At 70.4% G+C, this 21408-nt stretch carries 20 protein-coding genes; 14 read left to right on the top strand and 6 right to left on the bottom strand.

Features of this window, described 5'->3' with window-relative positions; all coding sequences use genetic code 11:
- The first annotated feature begins 55 nt into the window (after window positions 1-55).
- From OM076_RS34480 to OM076_RS34460, 5 genes are read left to right on the top strand one after another with little or no spacing between them, the layout of a single operon-like run.
- The gene (locus tag OM076_RS34480; protein ID WP_270044707.1) at window positions 56-1246 is read left to right on the top strand and encodes a GuaB3 family IMP dehydrogenase-related protein; all 1191 of its coding nucleotides are present in this window, start codon (window positions 56-58) and stop codon (window positions 1244-1246) included.
- On the top strand, window positions 1233-2858 hold the full coding sequence (guaA, locus tag OM076_RS34475) for a glutamine-hydrolyzing GMP synthase (RefSeq protein ID WP_270044706.1): 1626 nt from the start codon (window positions 1233-1235) through the stop codon (window positions 2856-2858). Before OM076_RS34480 ends, guaA begins: the two co-directional genes overlap by 14 nt.
- A complete protein-coding gene (locus OM076_RS34470) occupies window positions 2849-3070 on the top strand; it encodes a hypothetical protein (protein WP_270044705.1) in 222 nt (73 codons plus the stop codon). Before guaA ends, OM076_RS34470 begins: the two co-directional genes overlap by 10 nt.
- Before the next feature lie 18 nt (window positions 3071-3088).
- Window positions 3089-3511 (top strand): nitroreductase/quinone reductase family protein, encoded by a 423-nt coding sequence (locus OM076_RS34465; protein WP_270044704.1) that lies wholly within the window; start codon window positions 3089-3091, stop codon window positions 3509-3511.
- Window positions 3512-3549: 38 nt separating this feature from the next.
- A complete protein-coding gene (locus OM076_RS34460; RefSeq protein WP_270044703.1) occupies window positions 3550-4644 on the top strand; it encodes a DegT/DnrJ/EryC1/StrS family aminotransferase in 1095 nt (364 codons plus the stop codon).
- A gap of 42 nt (window positions 4645-4686) precedes the next feature.
- Here OM076_RS34460 and OM076_RS34455 read toward each other — a convergent pair whose 3' ends face one another.
- From OM076_RS34455 to OM076_RS34435, 5 genes are read right to left on the bottom strand one after another with little or no spacing between them, the layout of a single operon-like run.
- Window positions 4687-5064 (bottom strand): PIN domain-containing protein, encoded by a 378-nt coding sequence (locus OM076_RS34455; RefSeq protein WP_270044702.1) that lies wholly within the window; start codon window positions 5062-5064, stop codon window positions 4687-4689.
- Between the two features lie 16 nt (window positions 5065-5080).
- Window positions 5081-5344, bottom strand: coding sequence for a type II toxin-antitoxin system Phd/YefM family antitoxin (locus OM076_RS34450; RefSeq protein ID WP_270044701.1), 264 nt, complete (start codon window positions 5342-5344; stop codon window positions 5081-5083).
- Between the two features lie 16 nt (window positions 5345-5360).
- Window positions 5361-6038 carry an acyltransferase gene (locus OM076_RS34445; protein ID WP_270044700.1) on the bottom strand — a complete coding sequence of 226 codons (678 nt, stop codon included), beginning with the start codon at window positions 6036-6038 and terminating at the stop codon, window positions 5361-5363.
- A complete protein-coding gene (gene wecB, locus OM076_RS34440) occupies window positions 6035-7090 on the bottom strand; it encodes a non-hydrolyzing UDP-N-acetylglucosamine 2-epimerase (RefSeq protein ID WP_270044699.1) in 1056 nt (351 codons plus the stop codon). Before wecB ends, OM076_RS34445 begins: the two co-directional genes overlap by 4 nt.
- A gap of 19 nt (window positions 7091-7109) precedes the next feature.
- Window positions 7110-8150, bottom strand: coding sequence for a M23 family metallopeptidase (locus OM076_RS34435; RefSeq protein WP_270044698.1), 1041 nt, complete (start codon window positions 8148-8150; stop codon window positions 7110-7112).
- A gap of 375 nt (window positions 8151-8525) precedes the next feature.
- Between OM076_RS34435 and OM076_RS34430 the strand changes: the two genes are divergently transcribed.
- The 8 genes from OM076_RS34430 (at window position 8526) to glmS (ending at window position 19230) form a co-directional block, all read left to right on the top strand.
- A complete protein-coding gene (locus OM076_RS34430; protein WP_270044697.1) occupies window positions 8526-11414 on the top strand; it encodes an Ig-like domain-containing protein in 2889 nt (962 codons plus the stop codon).
- Window positions 11415-11644: 230 nt separating this feature from the next.
- Complete coding sequence (locus OM076_RS34425) at window positions 11645-12301, top strand: LamG domain-containing protein (protein WP_270044696.1); 657 nt, start codon at window positions 11645-11647, stop codon at window positions 12299-12301.
- 145 nt (window positions 12302-12446) lie between these two features.
- Window positions 12447-12887, top strand: coding sequence for a 50S ribosomal protein L13 (rplM, locus tag OM076_RS34420; RefSeq protein ID WP_270044695.1), 441 nt, complete (start codon window positions 12447-12449; stop codon window positions 12885-12887).
- A gap of 364 nt (window positions 12888-13251) precedes the next feature.
- Window positions 13252-13668 (top strand): 30S ribosomal protein S9, encoded by a 417-nt coding sequence (gene rpsI / locus OM076_RS34415; RefSeq protein ID WP_372518115.1) that lies wholly within the window; start codon window positions 13252-13254, stop codon window positions 13666-13668.
- Window positions 13668-15011: a phosphoglucosamine mutase gene (gene glmM, locus OM076_RS34410; RefSeq protein ID WP_270044694.1), complete on the top strand. Its 1344-nt coding sequence runs from the start codon at window positions 13668-13670 to the stop codon at window positions 15009-15011. The genes rpsI and glmM overlap by 1 nt, the downstream gene beginning before the upstream one ends.
- 58 nt (window positions 15012-15069) lie before the next feature.
- The gene (locus OM076_RS34405) at window positions 15070-16323 is read left to right on the top strand and encodes an MFS transporter (protein WP_270044693.1); all 1254 of its coding nucleotides are present in this window, start codon (window positions 15070-15072) and stop codon (window positions 16321-16323) included.
- Window positions 16316-17341, top strand: coding sequence for a TolB-like translocation protein (locus OM076_RS34400; protein WP_270044692.1), 1026 nt, complete (start codon window positions 16316-16318; stop codon window positions 17339-17341). The genes OM076_RS34405 and OM076_RS34400 overlap by 8 nt, the downstream gene beginning before the upstream one ends.
- Before the next feature lie 38 nt (window positions 17342-17379).
- Window positions 17380-19230, top strand: a complete 1851-nt coding sequence (gene glmS / locus OM076_RS34395) for a glutamine--fructose-6-phosphate transaminase (isomerizing) (RefSeq protein ID WP_270044691.1) — start codon at window positions 17380-17382, stop codon at window positions 19228-19230.
- Window positions 19231-19234: 4 nt separating this feature from the next.
- On the opposite strand, the gene OM076_RS34390 is transcribed toward glmS, so the two are convergent.
- Window positions 19235-20950, bottom strand: a complete 1716-nt coding sequence (locus tag OM076_RS34390; protein ID WP_270044690.1) for a PAS domain-containing sensor histidine kinase — start codon at window positions 20948-20950, stop codon at window positions 19235-19237.
- A 257-nt stretch (window positions 20951-21207) separates the two neighbouring features.
- Here OM076_RS34390 and OM076_RS34385 point away from each other — a divergent pair.
- The coding region (locus OM076_RS34385; RefSeq protein ID WP_270044689.1) for a hypothetical protein at window positions 21208-21408 on the top strand (201 nt) is incomplete at its 3' end.

Raw genomic sequence — 21408 nt, 5'->3', positions numbered from 1 at the left:
AACGTAGGTGGTTCCCGCATGGGTCGTCGTCCGCACCCCACCCTAGGATTCCGTCATGGAAATTGAGATCGGCCGAGGCAAGAAGGCGCGCCGCGCCTACGGCTTCGATGACGTCGCCATTGTCCCTTCGCGCAGGACGCGCGACCCCGATGACGTGGACATCACGTGGACGCTGGGCCCGTACCGGTTCGAGCTTCCTCTGCTCGCGTCCGCGATGGACGGCGTCGTATCGCCTGAGACGGCCGGTCTGATCGGCAAGCTCGGCGGCCTCGCGGTCCTCAACCTCGAGGGCATCTGGACTCGTTATGAGGACGCGGACGAGATCCTGGAGCGCATCGCCGGCCTTCCCAAGGACGAGGCGACCCGGGAGATGCAGGAGATCTACCAGGAGCCGATCAAGGAAGAGCTGATCACCCAGCGCATCCAGGAGATCAAGGCCCACGGCGTCGTCGCGTCCGCCTCGCTGACTCCTCAGCGCGTCGAGCGGTACTACGAGCTCTGTCTGGACGCCGGCCTCGACATCCTCGTCGTCCAGGGCACGGTCATCTCGGCCGAGCACGTCTCCTCGCAGGGCCACGCGCTCAACCTCAAGGAGTTCGTCCGCGAGCTGCCGATCCCGGTCGTCCTCGGCGGCTGCGCCTCCTACTCGACGGGTCTTCACCTCATGCGCACGGGTGCGGCCGGGGTGCTCGTGGGCGTCGGCCCCGGCGCGGCCTGCACCACGCGCGGCGTGCTCGGCATCGGCGTCCCGCAGGCGACGGCGATCGCCGACGTCGCGGCCGCCCGCTCGCAGCACATGCTCGAGACCGGTGAGTACGTCCGCGTGATCGCCGACGGCGGGATGCGCACGGGCGGCGACGTCGCGAAGGCCATCGCCTGCGGCGCCGACGCGGTCATGGTCGGCTCCCCGCTCGCGCGCGCCTACGAGGCGCCGGGCCACGGCTTCCACTGGGGCATGGCGACCTTCCACCCGACGCTCCCGCGCGGCGCCCGCGTCAAGACGACGCAGAACGGCTCGCTCGAGGAGATCGTCACCGGCCCCGCCCGCGAGAACGACGGCACGTTCAACCTCATGGGCGGTCTGCGCACTTCGATGGCGACCTGCGGCTACCAGGACATCGCGGAGTTCAACCGGGCTGAGCTGATGGTCGCGCCCGCGCTGCAGACCGAGGGCAAGTCGCTCCAGCGCGACCAGGCCATCGGCATGGGCGCCCGCGGTGGAGCGGTCGCCGTTGCCCTCGACTGAGGCCACGTCGCTCGGGCACGGCTCCTCGCTACCGGCGGATCAGCCGGTCGAGGAGCTCGCGCTCGAGCGCGAGGTCGCGGCGGATGAGGTCGTCGTCCTCGACTACGGCGGCCAGTACTCACAGCTGATCGCCCGTCGTGTGCGCGAGCTCGGGGTCTTCTCCGAGTTGCTGCCGCATCACGTGGGCGTCGAAGAGGTGCGCAAGCGCGCGCCGAAGGGCCTGATCCTGTCCGGCGGGCCCGCGTCGGTGTACGCGCCGGGGGCACCGCGCCTGGATCCCGCGCTGCTGGAGCTCGGGATTCCCGTGCTCGGCATCTGTTACGGCATGCAGGCGCTCGTGCTGACGCTGGGCGGGAAGGTCGAGGGCGCCGAGGTCGGCGAGTTCGGGCGCTCGCAGCTCACGGTGGCCGAGCACGGCCGCCTGCTGGCGGGGACGCCGGATTCGCAGGCGTGCTGGATGTCGCATCGCGACACGGTCTACGCCGCTCCTGAGGGCTTCACCGCCCTGGCCTCGTCCACGGAGTCGCCCGTGGCGGCCGTGGAGGACGTCTCACGCGGGCTCTACGGCATCCAGTTCCACCCCGAGGTCGTGCACACGCCCTACGGGCAGCACGTGCTGACGACGTTCCTCGAGGACATCTGCGGCTGCGCGCGCACCTGGAGCGCCGCGAACATCATCGACGAGCAGGTCGCCGCGATCCGCGCCCAGATCGGCGACGGCAAGGTCATCTGCGCGCTCTCGGGCGGCGTGGATTCAAGTGTTGCCGCGCTGCTGGTGCACAAGGCGGTGGGCGATCAGCTGACCTGCGTGTTCGTGGACCACGGGATGATGCGCAAGAACGAGGGCGAGCAGGTGATCGCCGCGTTCCGCGACCAGTTCAAGGTCCCGCTGGTGGCCGTCGACGGCGAGGAGCGCTTTCTCGCGCGGCTGAAGGGGCTGTCGGAGCCCGAGGCCAAGCGCAAGGCGATCGGCGCCGAGTTCATCCGCGTCTTCGAGGAAGAGGCCGAGAAGATCGGCGACGCGCACTACCTCGTGCAGGGCACGCTGTACTCGGACGTGATCGAGTCCGGCGGCGGCACGGGGGCGGCGACGATCAAGTCCCACCACAACGTGGGCGGGTTGCCGGACGACCTGCAGTTCGAGCTCGTGGAGCCGCTGCGGGCGCTGTTCAAGGACGAGGTGCGCGCCGTCGGCGCGGAGCTCGGCCTGCCGGAGAAGTTCGTCTGGCGCCAGCCGTTCCCGGGCCCCGGCCTCGCGATCCGGGTCGTCGGCGGCGAGGCCACCAAGGAGCGCCTGGACACCCTGCGCGCCGCGGACTTCATCCTCCAGGACGAGATCCGCAAGGCCGGCCTCTACCGCGAGCTGTGGCAGTCGTTCTGCGTCCTGCCGGACATCCGCACCGTGGGTGTCCAGGGCGACGAGCGCACCTACGGTTACGTCGTCGCCATCCGCGCCGTCACCTCCGACGACGCGATGACCGCCGACTGGGCACGCCTGCCGTACGACCTGCTCGAGCAGATCGCCTCGCGCATGATCAACGAGATCCGCGAGGTCAACCGCGTCGTCCTCGACATCACGAGCAAGCCGCCGGGCACGATCGAGTGGGAGTAGAGCCCGAAGAGAAGAAGCCGCACGACGATCTACTCGGTGTCCGCAACCGGGTGATCGTCGGCGTCGTCTTCGCGGCCCTGTTCATGGTCACGTACGGGCCGCGCTCGGGCTGGCTCCCGGGCGTGGTCAGCGGGATCCTCGGCGGCGCGGTCGTCTTCCTGCTGCTCAAGGAAGTCGACGATCGCCGCAAACGTCGCCGCCGCCGCGGCTGAATCCGAAGGAGTGTCGCGATGTCTGACTGGAACACCCAGGTGATCGAGGAGTTCCGCGCCAACCACGGTCAGGTCGGCGGCCAATTCGAAGGTGCGCCGCTGGTCCTCTTGCACCACCGCGGTCGCAAGTCCGGCGTGGAGCGAGTCGCCCCGCTGATGTACCTCGCCGACGAGGCCGACGCCGACACGGTCTACGTCTTCGCGTCCAAGGCCGGCGCGCCCACGGACCCCGAGTGGTACCGCAACCTCAAGGCCGCCGGCAACACTCGCGTCGAGATCGGCGACGAGGCGTACGACGTCGACGTCGCCGAGGTCACCGGCCCTGACCGGGAGCGGATCTTCGCCGAGCAGGTCAGCCGCTACGCCGGGTTCGGCGAATACGCCGAGAAGACGGCCGGCATCCGCGCCATCCCGGTCGTCGCGCTGCGGCGCAGCCGCTGACGCTCAGCGGTGGCGGCCGGAAGCTAGCCTGATTGCGCATGGCCGTCCCGCTCTTCAACACCGCCGCGCCGCTCGAGCCCATCGACGCCGAGATCCGCGCGAAGGTCAACGAGATCATCGATTCCAAGCGCTTCATCTTCGGCCCTGAGGTCGAGGCGTTCGAGCGCGAGTTCGCCGCCTACGTCGGCACCGCGCACGCGGTCGGCGTGGCCAACGGGACCGACGCGCTGCTGCTCGCCCTGCGCGCGCTGGGCGTCGGCCCCGGCGACGAGGTCGTCGTCCCGTCGTTCACCTTCTACGCCTCCGCCGAGCCGATCGCCCTCCTCGGCGCGATCCCCGTCTGGTGCGACATCGATCCCACGACGTTCGTCAGCACCGCGGAGCAGGTGCGCGAGGTGCTCACCCCGCTCACCAAGGCCGTGATCGCCGTCCACCTCTTCGGCAACGTCGCCCCGATCGACGAGATCGTCGCGCTCGGCGTCCCCGTGATCGAGGACGCCGCCCAGGCCGCCGGCACGATCCTCGCCGACGGCCGCCGCCCGGGCGCGCTCGGCTCCGCCCTCGCGACGTTCTCCTTCTTCCCGTCCAAGAACCTCGGCGCCTTCGGCGACGGCGGCGCGGTCACCACCGACGACGCCGACCTGGCCGACAAGATCCAGACGCTCCGCTTCCACGGCTCCAAGGACAAGCGGACCTTCACGGAGGTCGGCCACAACTCCCGCCTCGACGCACTCCAGGCGGGCATCCTCCGGGTCCAACTCCCGCACCTGGACACGTGGGCCGACGGCCGCCGCGCGGCGGGGCAGGCCTACGAGGACGCGGGCCTGGGCGAGCTGGTCTCGCTCCCGGTGCCGACCCCTGGCGCCGCACCCGCCTGGCACCTCTACGTCGTCCGCTCCGAGCGCGCCGACGAGCTGGTCTCCATCCTGAAGGACGCCAACATCGGCACCGCCGCCTACTACCGCGTGCCGGTCCACCGCCAGCCCGCGATGCGCGGCTACGTCCCCACCGTCGATCTAGCGGGCACCGAAGAGGCCTCGCGCACGAACCTCGCGATCCCCATGAGCCCGGTGCTCACCCGCGCGCAGGCCGACGAGGTCGTCGCCGCGGTGGGCGCGCTCGCCCCGGCGTAGTCGGCTGAACGATATGAACGGGGCCGAGCCTCGCGCGCGGTCTCATACGAGTTCGACGGCAAGGCGCGGCTCGGCTGCCTGGAGCGTTTCGAAATCGGTGTCCTGAGTGACAACGACGAGCTCGTACGCGAGGGCCGTGGCCGCGACGAAGCAGTCGAACGCTTGCGCGCGACGCTGCGACGCCCGCAGTTTCGCGAGCAGCGCGGCGAGCTCCTCGGCCACCGACTCGGTGACGGCGAGGGGGACGAACCGTCGCGCGGCGTTCAGTGTCGCTTCGCGCAGCTCGCGGAGCGCGCCATCGGAGCGCAGCACACCCAGTCGCAACTCGGCCAACGTGACCACCGATACTCGCGCCTGGCCGACTGGCCGTCGCGAGAGCGTCCGGCCCGCCTCGGCGGCGATGAACACGCTCGCGTCCAACAGCAGCTCCGCCGAGTCAGACAAGGTCGTCGCTCGTCCAGCCCGACTCGTAATCCGCCAGGCGGTCGGAGCCCTGCACGCCGAGCTCGCGTGCACGGACTGCCAGTCGGTCAAGCTCGCTATACACGACCTCGGACGGACGGCGCTCCTGCCGTTGGGCGTGGGGAATGATGTCCGCCACAGGTCTGCCGTGCACTGTGAGCGTCACTGGCGTTCCGGCCTCGACCGCAGCCATCACCTTTGCGGTGTTGTTGCGCAAGTCCCGGACCGAAACGTCCATGTGCTACAGCGTAGCACTAGCGCCAGCGTTCGAGGAGGTCCTCGTCCGGGACTCCGCGCACGACGCGCGCGGGGACGCCCATCGCCACCGCCCGCGGCGGGATGTCGCGGGTGACGAGCGCGCCGGCGGCGACGAAGGCCTCCTCGCCGATCTCGACGCCCGGGCAGAGCGTCACGCCGCCGCCGACGCGGCAGGCGCGGCGCAAGGTCGGCCCCGCCAGCCCATACGAGCGGTCGTGGCGGCTCATCGTGTCGTCGTTGGTGGTGGTGACGCCCGGGCCGACGAAGACGTCGTCCTCGATCGTCATGTAGGCGGTCACGTAGACCTGCGTCTGGATCTTCACCCGCGCGCCGATCGTCGTGTCGTTCTCGACCGTCGAGCCGCGGCCGACGACGGACCCGGAACCGATCGTCACCCGCTCGCGCACGAACGCCTGGTCACCCACGATCACGCCGGCCTCCAGCCGCGCGCCCGCGAACACGATCGCCTGGCAGCAGATGACCGACCCGTTGCCCACGACGAGCGGAGCCAAAGACGCGCTCGAAGCCGTCGAGGAGCGCGCGAGCTTCGGGGCCTTGCCCAGCACGGCGCCGTCCTGGATCTCGCAGCCGTCGCCCACGACCGTCCCCGCGTGGATGACGACGTGCTCGCCGATCGTCACGCCTTCCCCGATCACCGCCGTCGGATGGATCATCCCTGCATCCTGACCAGCGCCTCGACGACGCGCTCGCCCGCCCGCCCGTCGCCGTACAGCGGCGGACGCTCGGACGGGGCCGGGCGCTGTAGAGCATCGAGCGCGGCGGGGAGATCGAGGTCGACGAGCACGTTCCAGCCCGCCTCGACGGTCTCGCGCCATTCGGTCGTGTCGCGCAGCGTGATGCACGGCTTGCCGGCCAGGTAGGCCTCCTTCTGCACCCCGCCGGAGTCCGTCAGCACCGCTCGCGCGCCCAGCAGCAGACCGGCGAACTCGAGGTACCCGAGCGGGGGAGCGACGATCACGCCGTCGAGCGCGTCGAGCAGCCCTGCTTCGGTGAGACGCGCACGCGTGCGCGGGTGCAGTGGCAGCACCACCGGCAGTGGCATCCCCGTCAAGACCTCGACGAGCGCGCGCAGGCGCTCGGGGTCGTCGACGTTCCCCGCCCGGTGCGCGGTCGCCAGCAGGTAGTCGCCGGCTGTCACTCCGAGTTGCTCCAGCATCGATGCGTCCGCCCGCGGCGCCAGCAACTCGAAGACGTCGACCATCACGTCTCCCACGAGCACGACCTCACCTACCACCTGCTCGGCCTGCAGCGTCGCGACGGCAGCAGGCGACGAGCACAGCAGCAGCGATGAGGCGTGGTCGGTCAGGACCCGGTTGAGCTCCTCGGGCATCCGGCGGTCATACGAGCGCATTCCCGCCTCGACGTGGGCGACCGGCACACCCGCCTGCGCCGCGGCCAGAGCCCCCGCCAGGGTCGAGTTCGTGTCCCCGTAGACGAGCACCACGTCCGGCGCTTCAGATGCCAGCAGCGGCGCGAGCTCGGACAGCATCCGGGCCGTCTGCTCGGTGTTGGACCCGCCCCCGAGGTCGAATCGATACTCCGGTCGCGGCAGCGCCAGCTCGTCGAAGAACACGCGCGAGAGCGCGTCGTCGTAGTGCTGGCCGGTATGGACGAGCACTTCGACCCCCACCGAGCGCAGCCGTGAGGAGACGGCCGCGGCCTTGACGAACTGCGGGCGATTGCCGACGACGGTGAGGACGCGCACCCGCAGAGCGTACGAGTGCTCAGCCGCGGCTGAGCCAGGACCGCAGCGTCGGCAGCGGGTCGATCGGCGCGCCGCCGGAGTACCAGCCAGGCGCCGTCCACAGCTCGAAGTGCAGGTGGCAGCCGTCGGCGTGGCCGGTCTGGCCGACGAACCCGATCGGCTGGCCGGTGAGCACCCGGTCGCCGGTCTTGACCAGCGCGACGTCGCGCAGGTGCATATAGACGTAGTCGGTGCCGACGCCCTCGTTGTCGATCACGAGGTAGTTGCCCGCCGCGACGTGGTAGCCGGCGTACTTGACCTTCCCGCCGTGAGCCGCGACGAGCGGCGTCCCGCAGGCGGCGAACGTGTCCTCGCCCTGGTGGCCGCGCCCGCCGCCGAACGCCGCGACACCGGTGCCGAACCTCGACGGCCCGAGGATCGGGAACCGGTCGCTGAAGAACTCGAAGGGCGCGCTCACCGGCGCCAGACCCGCGACCGTGATCCGGAAGGCGTACTTGCCGTCGGCCTGGAGGACCTTCGCCACCGTCCCGTCCCAGGCCACCCGCTGCGGCGTCTCAGGCGCCACGCCCGGCACGTCCCAGTGCGTGATGACCGCGCCGTCGAGCACCCGCACCACGTCCACTCCGACGGTCACCGGCGCCCCGCCGTGCACCACGTACGTGGCGGCCGCGGGAGTCGCGGCGTCGTAGTAGGCGCGCGGCGCGCGCACCGCGATCTCCACCGAAGGCCCCGCGACGGCCGGAGCGGCCGGGTCCAGCACCACGGGCCCCACCGACGGCACCGACACCGCGCCGTTTGAGTCGACGACCGCGACCGGACCGGGAATGGCGCCGAGCGGCACCCGCACGTCGACCGACGTCTTGCGCCGCACGCTGGTGGACGCGATCACGTCGTCGTCGACACCCGCCGCACCCATGAACACGACCTCGTCGGCCTTGGAGAGCGTCTTGCCGCGCACCCGCAGCAGCGAGCCCGGCCGGACCATGCCGGCGGCGCCACAGCTGGACGCGCAGGCGAGTTTGGCGACCGTCGCCGGACTCGAGGGCAGCGGCGAAGCCATCACCACGCGCGCACTCGCGGGCGCGGGGGTCGAAACGGGGGTGGGAGTGGGGGTGGGAAACACCGCGCCGCCGGACTGCGCCGCCGCGGAAGACGGCAACACGAGCGCAGAGCACGCAACGACGACGTATGCGGTTGTCCGCAGACTGAGACCCACGACCCTCCTCGTACCGCTGACCGAGCGACCCTCCACCCGCCTGACCGGGCGGGCGACACATAAGAGCGGCGCAACTATATCCGGGGCGTCGACGGACTGTCGCGCCGCCCATATCGCCCGCCAGAGAGCCAGAAACGGACATTCCGGTTCCCGCGCTGACAAAGTCTCAAGCGCACCTAAATCCGGGTGGGGAGGTGCGAGGAAGTTACGAATCGCACGATGCGTTCCTCACGCATGTCGCTCGCTCGTCGCGCCGCAGTGTTGATCGCATCAACCACCACCGCCGTCGCTCTCGCGACGACGCCGGCGCTCGCAGCGCCGGCTGGAAGCACGCACTATCCGGACCTCCAGACCGTGATCCCGACGAACTCGTTCTCGATCGTCAACGGGGCATCCGGCCGCGAATTCCGCTACACGCACCTCGTCTACAACGCCGGGCCGGGGCCGCTCGCGGTGCAGCCCCAGTACAGCGAGGCCTCGGGCAACTACCAAGGCCAGCAGCAGCTCTTCACCCACAACGCGGCCGGCGTCTGGTCGATGGTGTCCCAGCGCAAGGTGCCGGACGCGTTCGTGTTCCACGCGGCGCACGGGCACTTCCACTTCCCGCTGGCGTCGTTCGGTCTGTATGCCGTCGCCGCCGACGGTGGCCCGGGCGCGCCCGTGACGATGTCGCCGAAGAACGGCTTCTGCATCGCGGACTCCTACATCTACGACTCGTCCGTCGCGCACGCGGGGCAGTTCCCGGGTGGCATCGGCAGCTGCGCCGACCCGCTCAGCATGCGCGGGATGTCGGTCGGCGCGGCCGATGAATACGACTACCGCGACCCCGGGCAGGCCATCCCCTTCGACGGCGTTCCCGACGGCACGTACTGGTTCCGGGCGATCACCGACCCGAGCAACGACTTCCAGGAGGCCGACGAGTCCAACAACGAGCAGGACGTGCTGGTGACGATTGCCAACGGCAAGGTGACGGCGGGCGAGGTTCGCCACCCGGACACCACACCGCCCTCGATCGCCGTCAAGCTCCCGCTCAACGGCGCACGCGTCAGCGGGACGGTGCCGCTGTCGGCCGACGCGGCCGGCGGGCAGACCGTCCAATTCCTGCTCGACGGCAACGTCATCGGTTCCTCGACGGACACGGCGGCGCCGTACGGCCTCGCGTGGGACTCGACCCGCGTGGTCGACGGCGACCACTGGCTGGCGGCGCGAACGGTCGATGCCCGCGGCCGGACGAATACCTCCGAGGTCACGCTGATCACGGTCGCCAACATCGCCCCGCCGCCGGTGACCGGAGCGCTGACGATCGACGGTTCGACCAGCCAGGACGCGGGCGGCACGGTCACGACCGCGCCGTTCTCCACGCTGAAGTCGGGCGACATGCTCGTGGCGTTCGTCGCCTCCGACGGGCCGAACGGCGCAAGCCAGCAGACGGTGACGGTCACCGGAGGTGGGCTGCAGTGGACGCTCGTGCGGCGCGCGAACGGGCGCGCCGGCACGTCCGAGATCTGGAAGGCGGTCGCGCCCGGCCCGCTCACCGGCCTGCAGGTGACCTCGACGCAGGCCAAGGCGGGGTACCACCAGTCGATCCACCTCGTCGCCTTCGCCAACGCGGGCGGCATCGGCGCATCCAACGGGGTCAGTGCCACCTCGGGCGCCCCGGCCGTGTCGCTGACCACCACCCGGCCCGGGTCGTGGGTCTGGGGCGTCGGCAACGACTGGGACTCTGCGACGCCCCGCACCGTCGTGGCGGGCCAATCGCTCGTGCACCAGTGGGTCGACACCGGGGTCGGCGACACGTTCTGGATGCAGAACCAGGTGGCCGTGACCCCCGCAGCGGGGACCGCGGTCGCGATCAGCGACAGCAAGCCGACCACCGACCAGTTCAACCTGGCGTCGGTCGAGATCCTCTCCGGTGCGCCGTTCGAGCCGCCGCCCGCCGACACGACTCCGCCGCAGGTCCGGATCAGCGAGCCCGTCGCGAACGCGACGCTGAGCGGCATCACGCAGATCGGCGCGGTGGCGTCCGACGACGTCGGCGTCGCCAAGGTGCAGTTCAAGCTCGACGGGCAGACCTTGGGCTCCCCGGTCACCGCACCGCCGTTCGCGATGGCGTGGGACACGCGCACCGCGAGCCAGGGCCAGCACACGCTGACGGCCGAGGCCTACGACGCCGCCGGCAACGTCGCGGCCTCCGCCGGGCAGGTGGTGACGGTCGACAACAGCGCTCCCGGCCCGGGGGCCATCACGATCGATACGTCCGTCAGCCGTCAGGCCAAGGGCGCGCTTGCCTCGCCGGGGCTCACGACCTCTGCGCCCGGCGAGCAGATCGTCGCATTCGTCGCGATGGACGGCCCCAACGCGTCGGCGGCTCAGCGCTCGACGGTGACGGGAGGCGGGCTCACCTGGACGCTGGTCAAGCGCAGCGATACCCAGGCGGGCGTCGCCGAGGTGTGGTCGGCGACGGCCAACACGGTGCTGACCAACGCCGTGATCACGGCGGCGCCGCTGCGGACCGGCTTCGACGGCCTCTTGCACGTCGTCGCGTTCAACGGTGCGCTCGGCACCGGCGTCGCCGGCGCGGCGGGCGCGGGCTCCGGCGCTCCCGACATCTACCTGCCCGGCGTGCGCGCGGGCTCGTGGGTGTTCGCCGTCGGCAACGACTGGGACCGCGCGGTCGCGCGCACTCCGGCGACGGGACAGGTCGTCCAGCGCCAGTGGATCGACACCGGAGCCGGGGACACGTTCTGGGTGCAGTCCACGGCCGCGCCGAACACCGCGATGGGGCTCGTCACGATCCACGACAACGCCCCGACCAACGATCGCTGGAACTACGCGGCGGTCGAGCTCGTGGCGGCCCCGGCGGCCGGCGGGAATAGCCTGGCGTTCGCGTCGAGCTCACGCGTCGCGGTCTCGTTCACGAGCGCGACCCGCGCGAATCGCACCGGCCACGCGAGCCTGGTCGGGGGCCTGTGCACCCTCGGCAGCGCCGGCCTGTTGCCTCCGGCGGCGGACGTGATCGCGACGGCAACCCGGAACTCGGCGGTCCGCAAGGCCGGCACGGCGGCGATCCGCAGCCGGCACCCGCAGACCGTGCGACGGAACCGCTAGCCGTCACACGCCGGCGCGGGCGGCTCGCCGCTCGCGCCGGTTGTCCCCCCCGAACGTCCACATCCGCTGACGGCCTAACCCTTCGCCCAGTGCTATAACGTGGCGCGCGCGGGATGCTCGCGAGCATGTCTCGTGGTCTTTTCGCAGCCGCTCTCTCCGCTGCCACTATCGCGCTCGCCGCACCGGCGGCCGCGCAAGCCGATTCATTTCCGCTCGTGGGCTGGTGGCCCATGAACGAAGGGTCCGGACAGGTCGTCCGCGACTGGTCCGGCAGAGGCAACAACGGCATGCTCGGCAGCACGCCGGCTGCCGATGCCAACGATCCCAGCTGGATCAAGGGCGTCTTCCTCGGCTCCGCCCTGCGTTTCGGTGGGGATGACTTCGTGACCATCCCGGGGAACTCCGCGCTCGAGCCGGCCCGGATCACCGTGGCCGCATGGGTGCGCGGCGACGCGTCGCCCGGACAGTTCAAGTACGTGATGTCCAAGGGCTCGGTGCAGTGTCTCGCCAGCTCGTACGGCGTTTACACCGGCCAGGGCGGCGGCCTGGCGTTCTACGTCGCGGGCGGCCCGACCCAGGTCTTCGTCAGCCCGGAGGCACCCACGAGCGTCTGGGACGGCAAGTGGCACCACGTCGCCGGAACGTTCGACGGCAGCGCCGTCCGGTTGTACGTCGACGGCGTCCAGGTCGGCACCGGGACCGCTGCCCCGACGACCATCGACTACACGCTGCCCTCCGGCGGCGGCCAGATCGGCAGCTACCCGGGCTCATGCCCGGACGCGCTGACGCTCACCGGTGATATCGACGGCGTCCAGGTCTGGTCGCAGGCGCTGCCGGTCGACACGATCTGGAACGCGTTGAAGTCGATCGTGACCCTCGCTCGCTAGCTCAACCAGTCAGTATCTTCGGGGCGGCTGGAGGCCGCCCCGACGTGTTTAACCGACGGTTCGGCCGGAGGGCACAGGCTCGCTATCATGCAACGCCGCCGCGCGGCTTTCGCGTGATGAATCTACGCCCACGGCCAGATTGAGAATGAAGACCTACGTCGCCAAACCCACGGATCGCGAGCGCAACTGGCTCGTCGTCGACGCTGAGGGCCAAACCCTCGGCCGTCTCGCGACGCAGATCGCCGATGCACTGCGCGGCAAGCGCAAGCCCACTTACACCCCGCACATCGACACGGGCGACTTCGTCGTCGTCGTCAACGCGGAGAAGATCTCGGTCACCGGGAACAAGCGCGGCAGCAAGATGTACTACCGCCACTCGGGCTATCCGGGCGGCCTGAAGTCCCGCTCGCTCAATGACATGCTCGAGCGCCGGCCCGAAGAGGTCATTCGCCTCGCGGTCAAGGGGATGCTTCCCCGCACCCGCCTTGGCCGCAAGCAGCTCACCAAGCTCAAGGTCTACGCGGGCGCCGACCATCCGCATACGGCTCAGAAGCCGCAGCCGATGGCGCTGATCGAGAAGAAGTAGGAGAACCAGACTTTCCATGGCCGATAACGAGGATCAGGTCAACGAGCCCGAGGAGACTCCGGCGACGGAGACTCCCGCCGCTGACGCCCCCGAGGCGCCCGAGGCCGCTGCCACGCCTGAGGAGCCGACGGCCGAAGAGGTCGTGGTCGAGGGCGACGAGGTCGTCACCGACGAGGACCTCGAGTACGTCGAGGAAGACGAGACGCCGCGCGTGAAGCCGGCGATCCCGGGCATGGACCTCGAGGTCGACATCGTCCGTGACGGTGACGACGTCCTCGGCGGCCGTCCGCGCTACAGCGAGGACGAGCCCGACGAGGAGATCGAGTCCACCGACGAAGACGGTGAGGACGAGCTTCCGCAGACGATCGCCGACGCTTCGATCGATCTCGCCGCGGGCGCGCGCTACCGCGCGACCGGCAAGCGCAAGACCGCCGTCGCGCGCGTCACGCTGCTGCCCGGCACCGGCGCCTACGTCATCAACGGCAAGACGCTCGACGAGTTCTTCCCGCGCGCCACGCTGCAGCGCACGATCCGCCAGCCGCTCGAGACGGTCGGCTACGAGGACCGGATGGACGTCGTCGCGTCGATGCACGGCGGCGGCGTCTCGGCTCAGGCCGGCGCGCTGCGCCACGGCGTCTCCAAGGCACTCTTGGAGGCCGACCCCAACCTGCGCACCGAGCTCAAGCGGCGCGGTTTCCTCACGCGTGACGCACGCGTGAAGGAGCGCAAGAAGGCCGGCCTCAAGAAGGCTCGTAAGAAGCCGCAGTTCTCGAAGCGCTAATGCCCGCGGCGCCCACCAGCGCCGCGCGCAGGCTGTTCGGCACCGACGGAGTACGCGGTGTCGCGGGCGAGTTCCTCACCGCGGAACTCGCCCTGTCCCTGGCGCGCGCGGCAACCGCGCGCGCCAAGCGCGAAGACGGGCGCCCCGCGCGGGTCCTGATCATCCGCGACACGCGCGAGTCGGGCGAGATGCTCGAGGCCGCCGTGGCCGCGGGCGTTGCCGCGGCCGGGGGCGAAGCGCTTCTCGGCGGCATCCTGCCCACACCGGGCGCCCCGCTGCTGATCGCCCGCCACGGGTTCGATCTGGGCGTCGTGCTCAGCGCCTCGCACAACCCGTACCGCGACAACGGCATCAAGTTCTTCGGCGGGGACGGGTACAAGCTCTCCGACGCGACCGAGGCCGAGATCGAGGCCGCGCTCGACCAGCCGCACCCCGTGCCCGAGCATCCGGGCCGCGTGCGCGCCTTCCACGGCGCGCTGGAGGACTACCTGCGCGCCCTGCACGAGCGCTTCAAGGACCTCGACCTGAGCGGCCAGAAGATCCTGCTCGACTGCGCCAACGGCGCGACGTTCCGCGCCGCCCCGGAGATCTTCCGCCGTCTCGGCGCCGACATCGGCGTCCTCGCCCACGAGCCCGACGGCCGCAACATCAACCACAACTGCGGCTCGACCCACCTGGATCGCCTGCGCGCGGGGATGCAGACGGGCGACGACATCGCGGGCTTCGCCTTCGACGGCGACGGCGACCGGATGCTCGCCGTGGACCGCAACGGCACGATCGTCGACGGCGACGAGCTGATCGCACTGGCCGCGATTCACCTCCGCGAGGCCGGCCGGCTGCCCGGCAATGGCGTCGCCGTGACGGTGATGACCAACTTCGGCTTCCACACGGCGATGGCCGAGCACGGAGTTGAGGTCGCCATCACCGGCGTCGGCGACCGCTATGTCCTCGAGGCGCTGCGCGAGCGCGAGTGGGCACTCGGCGGCGAGCAATCCGGCCACATCATCGACCGCAACTTCGTCCCCTCCGGCGATGGCATCGCGTCCGCGCTGCTGACCCTGGAGGCCCTCAACGGCTCTGATCTCGCCGACCGGCACGCTATGGAGAAGCTTCCACAGACGCTCATCAATGTCCGAGTCAGCGACAAGGGCGTTGCCGAAGCCGACGAGGTCCTCGAGGCCGTCGAGCGTGAGTCGGCGGCCCTGGAAGGGCAGGGGCGAGTGCTTCTGCGGCCTTCCGGGACCGAGCCCCTCGTGCGTGTGATGGTCGAGGCGCCGACGGCCGAGCGGGCCGCGGCCGCCAGCGAGCGCCTCGTCGCGGTGCTCAACGCTGCCTCGAACTAGAAGAGGACGCTAAACGGCGGAAGTCAGCGCGTTTCCGGCGCGTTGACTGAGGTAGCCCGTGTACGCCGTTCAAAGCACCTCAACTCTCAGGCGTGCCCGTGGTGCGCTGCGCTCCGGACGTCTGCGGGAGCGCGTCGGCGGGACGGTCCTGCTCCTCGGCACCTGCTCGCTGCTGACGGACATCTCCTCGGAGATGGTGTCGGCGATCCTGCCGCTCTACCTGGTCGCCACGCTCGGCTTCTCGCCGCTGCAGTACGGCCTCGTCGACGGGATCTACCAGGGCGCCTCCGCGCTCGTCCGCCTTGCCGCCGGCTTCCTCGGCGACCGTTTCAAGCGGCACAAGCTGCTGGCCTCGCTCGGCTACGGCCTCTCCGCGGTCTGCAAGCTCGGTCTCGCGGTGGTCGGCGGCGCCTGGGCGGGCCTGAGCGCGATCATCCTGCTGGACCGCACCGGCAAGGGCATGCGCACCGCCCCGCGCGACGCGATGATCTCGCTGACCGCGCCCGAGAAGGACATGGGCCTCGCATTCGGCGTGCACCGGGCGATGGACACCGCCGGCGCCATGATCGGCCCGCTCGTGGCCTTCGGGCTGCTGGCCGCCGCCCCTGAGGCCTACCGGACGCTCTTCCTGATCTCGTTCTTCGTCGCGATCCTCGGCCTCGGGGTGATCACGTTGCTCGTCCGCGAGCCGCAGGAGCGCGAGGAGAAGCCCGCCGACGCGGAGAAGCCCGACCTCAAGGCGGCCGCGAAGCTCCTCAAGGGCACCGAGTTCCGGGCGCTCACCATCGCGGGCTCGGCGCTCGGGTTGGCGACGGCGAGCGACGGGTTCATCTACCTGATGCTGCGCGATCGGATCGACTTCAGCGACAGCCTGTTCCCGCTCCTTGCGACGGGCACCGCGGTGCTGTACATGGTGCTCGCCGCCCCGCTCGGGCGTTTGGCCGACAAGATCGGCCGCGGAAAGGTGTTCATCGGCGGCTACGTGCTGTTGCTCGCGGTCTACGTCCTCCTGATGACTCCCTCGGCGGGCTTCGTCTCGCTCTTGCTGGTGCTGGGGTTGCTTGGCACGTACTACGCCGCCACCGATGGCGTGCTGATGGCGATGGGCAGCCGCTACGTGCCCGAGGAACTGCGCGGCAGCGGTCTCGCGCTGCTCGGCACCGCGACGAGCATCGCCCGCCTGCTGGCCTCGGTGCTGTTCGGCGTGCTGTGGACCGTCGTCGGCGTCCAGGCGGCGATCGCGCTGTTCGCCGCCGGCCTCGTGGTCGCGATGGCGCTCGCCGTCCGCGGACTCCGGATCGCGCATGCCTAGGCGCACACTGGCGTTCGCGCTGCTCGCGGCCATCTGCGTCGCCGGGGCCACGGCCACCGGCGCGATCGCCGTGCTCGGGGCCAAACACGATCGCAAGGCAGCGTCCAAGGCGGTGGCCGCCGAGCGCCCGAAGGCCAATCAGATCCTCGTTTCGAAGCAGCCGTTCGCGGTCTTGCGCACGGTCGATCAGGCGCATCAGTCGACCTACGGGCGCGTCGCCGTCGCGCCGCTCGTCGACGGCAAGCCGGGGGCGCCCGCGCTCGTGGGTCCCGCCTGCGAGCGCGTCGGCTTCCGCGCGGGGAAGGGGCTCTGCCTCGAAGTCCTCGGCACGCAGATGGGCGTCGACTTCCTCGACGCCCGGATGCAGACCGTCCGCCAGCTCACGCTGCCCGGTATCCCGAGCCGCGCCCGCGTCTCACCCGACGGCCGCTGGGGCGGCGTCACGGCCTTCATCGTCGGTCACGCCTACACCACGCCCGGCCAGTTCTCCACGGCGGCGACGATCCTCGACATGCAGACGGGCAAGGTCGTCGGCAACCTCGAGAAGGACTTCAAGGTCTACGACGGCGGCAAGCTGGTCGACGCCGTCGACCGCAACTACTGGGGATTGACCTTCGCCGCCGACGGCGACACCTTCTACGCGACGCTTGAGACGAGCGGCAAGACCTGGCTGATCAAGGGCTCGATCAAGGCCCGTCGGGCTGAGACGATCCACGCCAACGTCGAGTGCCCGGCGCTGTCGCCGGACGGCACCCGGATCGGCTACAAGAAGGCGATGTCCCACGACCCGACGGTCTGGCGCTTCCACGTGCTGGATCTGGCGACAGGGAAGGAGACCGCGCTGTCTGAGACACGTTCGGTCGACGACCAGATCGAGTGGCTCGACGACAGCCACCTGGTCTACGGCGACAAGGCAAACACGTGGGTCGTCAACGCCGATGGCACCGGAAGCCCGCAAATGTGGTTGCGCAACACAGACTCGCCCACAGTCCAGGGAGGCTCGGGCGCGAGCACCTAGAATGCTGTCTGGAACCCTTCCGGAAAGGAGGCACCACCGTGTGCGGCATCGTCGGATACGTCGGACACCAGGAGGTGCAGGACATCCTGCTTTCCGGCCTGGAAAAGTTGGAATATCGCGGGTACGACTCCGCGGGAATCTCGATCCAGAATGACGGGCAGCTGGACGTCATCCGGGCCGTTGGCAACCTCTCGCAGCTGAAGGCCGCCGTCGAGCAGCGCGAAGCGGACGGTGGTGTCGCCGTACTCGTCACGCCGGCGACGACCGGGATCGGCCACACGCGTTGGGCGACCCACGGGCGCGTCACCGAGGAGAACGCCCACCCGCACTACGACCCCGAGGACCGCGTTCACGTGGTCGTCAACGGGATCGTCGAGAACTACATGGAGCTCAAGCAGGAGCTCCTCGACTCCGGGGCCGCGTTCAGCTCCGAGACCGACGTCGAGGTGATCGCCCACCTGATCGCGCGCGACCTCGAGGAGCACGGCCTCGTCGAGTCCACACGCCGCACGTACAACCGGCTGCGCGGCCACTACTCCTTCGTCGCCGTCGCGGCCGAGGAGCCCGGCGTACTCGTCGGCGCCCGCAAGGAATGCCCCCTGATCGTCGGCCGCGGCGACGGCGAGCAGTTCCTCGCCTCCGGTATTCCCGCCTTCCTCGCCCACAGCCGCACGGTCCAGGCGCTCGAGGACGACGAGCTGGTCGTCCTGACCGCCGACGGCGCGCGGTTCCTGCATGCCGACGGCACGCCTTTCGAGCGCGATACCTACCAGGTCGACTGGGATGCGGACGCCGCCGAGAAGGGCGGCTTCGAGACCTTCATGCTCAAGGAGATCCACGAGCAGGCCGACGCCGTCGCCGACACGATCGCCGATCGCACCGTCCGCCCTGACGGCGTGGACCTGCCGGAGCTCGATGACGAGCTGCTGCGTGGCGCCACGCGGTTGATCATCGTCGCCTGCGGCACCTCGTACCACGCCGGCCTGATCGGGCGCTACGCCCTGGAGGAGTGGGCGCGCATCCCGGTCGAGATGGACGTGGCCTCCGAGTACCGCTACCGCAATCCGGTGGTCGGGCCTGGCGACATCGTCATCGGGATCACCCAGTCGGGCGAGACGCTCGACACGCTGGCCGCGATGCGCCTCGCCCGTGAACGCGGCGCGACGGTGATCGCGGTGACGAACATCATGGGCTCACAGGCAACGCGCGACGCCCACAGCACGGTCTACACCCGCGCGGGCCTCGAGATCGGCGTCGCCGCGACCAAGACGTTCGTGGCGCAGGTCGCCGTCATGTACCTGCTGGCGCTGCGGATGGCCGAGCTGCGCGGCACGCTCACCCCGGAGCGCCGGACGGAGCTCGTCACCCGGCTCAAGCGCATCCCGCACGACATCGGCGTGATGCTCGACAAGGGCAGCGAGACGATCGATCGCGTGGCCGAGCGGCACTTCGAGAAAGAGTTCTTCCTCTACCTCGGACGCCACGTGGGCCTCCCCGTGAGCCTGGAAGGGGCGCTGAAGCTCAAGGAGATCTCCTACATCGCCACCGACGCGTACGCGGCGGGGGAGATGAAGCACGGCCCGATCGCGCTCCTGGATCAGGACACGCCGGTCGTGGTCGTGGCCACCGATTCGCCGGTACTGGAGAAGGTGATCTCCAACATCCAGGAGGTCAAGGTCCGGGGCGCTCACGTGATCGCGGTCGCGACGGAGGGCACCGACCTGGGCGACAACGCCGAGGACACGCTGCGCGTTCCGCCGACGGACTGGATGCTGCAGCCGCTGCTGGCCGTGATCCCGCTGCAACTGCTGGCCTACCGGATCGCTCGCCTGCGCGGGCTGAACGTCGACCAGCCGCGCAATCTCGCCAAGACCGTAACGGTCGAGTAGAGCCTTAGCGTTCGGCCGCGGTAGCGGCCGCCCACAGGCGGCCGCCGAGCTCCTCGGCGGCCACCGCGGGCAACACGAGCTGCGCGCCCGCGGCGATCAGCGACTCGGGCGACGGATCCTCCTCACGCTCCCCGGCCAGCGCGACCCGGCGAACGCCCATGAGGCGCTCGTTCGCGGCGAGCCGGCGCAACAGCGATGTGGGCGAGAGGTCCCCGGTGGCCGTGCCGACGACAACCGCGTCGGGGAGCAGCTCGAGCGCCAGTCGCAGGGCTTCGAGCGCATCCTCGGCCACACACGTCACCGTCGACTCGTCGATGCCGGCCAGGATCGTGTCGGCGCGCCCCGGGACCCGCTCGACGATCACGACGGTCGGCACGCGCGGCGCCGTCGACGTCTCCGCCAGCTCGGCCTCGAGATGGGAGCGCACAAACTCAGTCCGCTGGGCCGCCGCCGCCTGCTGGGCGAGCGTGGCCGGGATCCGCTCGCCCTCAGGCGGCCGCAGCGGCAGCATGACGGTGAACAGCGCACCGCCCTCCGGGGCGTCCGAGAGCGAGATCTCGCCGCCGTGGAGCTCGACGAACTCGCGGACGATGGCGAGACCGAGCCCGGCTCCGGCGCCGGCGGAACGCCCGTCGCCGTCCAGCCCGGAGCGGAAGCGGCCGAAGATCTTGTCCCGGTGCTCTTCGGGCACGCCAGGCCCCGAGTCGGCGACGCTCAAGGCCGCCGCGCCGTCGCCCGCGTCGAGCGCACAGCGGACCGAGCCGCCGACCGGCGTGTGCCTGATCGCGTTGGCCAAGAGGTTGGAGACGATGCGGCTGACCCGCTCGACGTCGAACCGAGCGGTGACCCGCGCCGGGGTCTCGATCTCGAGGATGACGTCGCGGTCCTCGGCCAGCGGCTCGAACTGCTCGGCGACGGTGCGGATCGCGAGCGCGAGATCCGCGTCCACGAGCGAGAGCGTGGCCTCGCCATGATCGGCCTTGACCTGCTCGAGCATGTCGTTGATCTGCTCGAGCGCGCCCAGCGCGGCAAGCCGGATGTTGACGAGTTGCGTCTGCGCGCCACTGTCAGCGGTGCGCAGCAGCTGCTCCGAACGCGTGATGACGACCTGCAGAGGCGCGCGGAGGTCGTGTGACAGCTCCCCGAGGAGGCGTTCGCGATAGTCGTGAACGCGCGCGAGGCGTTGCGTCAGCGCGGAGAGCTCGGCATTCTGGCGCGCCAAGCGCTGCTCGACCCGTTTGCGGTCGGTGATCGCCCGGCCCTCGGCGACGACGAACGCGACCTGGCCGTCGCGCCCGCGCAGGGGTCGCAGCAGGAGGTCGAGCGTTCCCGTCGTGCGCCCGGCGCTCTCGATCCGGACATCCACGTCGAAGCGGGCGAACTGGCCGCGGGCGGCGCCGGTGATGGCCTGCTTGGTGGTCTCAGCCATCCCCGCCGGGGCCATCGACCACCAAGCCGTCGTCCACAGCGGCAACCCGATGACCTCGGCTCGGTCCACGCCGCCGGCGATCAGCGCGGCGGGATTGACGTCCAGGACCTGGCCCTCTGGGTCGAGCAGGGCGATGAAGCTCGATGACTTGGCGTGCGCCACCTGCGCCATGAGCTGGCGCGCGATCGGGTCCCCATCGGGCTGCTCGAGCTCGCTCATCCGCAGCCGCAGGGCCTCGACAGCATCGAGCGAGGTGGTCCAGTGGTCGAGTCGTCGATTGGGCAAGGACATGCGCAGGGGACGAATCTACGCGACGGCGCGAGCCTCTGGGTCAAATCCGGCGCCGAACGGACGCATTGCGGAGGCCGATCGCCTCGCCGGGCCGCCCATCCCCGATTCGGGGTAATCGCAGGTAACGAAAGGTAGGCATGGGGTCTTGCCCCTATAGCTGACGCCGACAGCGGACCGATAGAGGAAGGGAACCGTCATGGAGCTGACCCCGAGTCGCCCCACGACGAGCCCTCTCTAGCTCAAGGAGCCGCCGTCTTATGCACTCGACGTACACGCCTGCCGGCGTGCGTATTGCTGCGCACATCAGTCGGATCGCTGGGAGACGCCGTTGGACCGCCGCGGCGACCGCGTTCGCCGGGTTGTTGATCCTCCCCGGCGCCGCGCATGCTGCCGACCTGGCGGCGTCGCCGTCGACGCTTTCGAGCGTGTTCGCCTCGGCGAAGGCGGGCGATTCGGTC

Source organism: Solirubrobacter ginsenosidimutans (assembly GCF_027587205.1).
The sequence above is the reverse complement of the archived record's forward strand: the minus strand, read 5'-3'. Positions and strand labels throughout refer to the sequence as shown.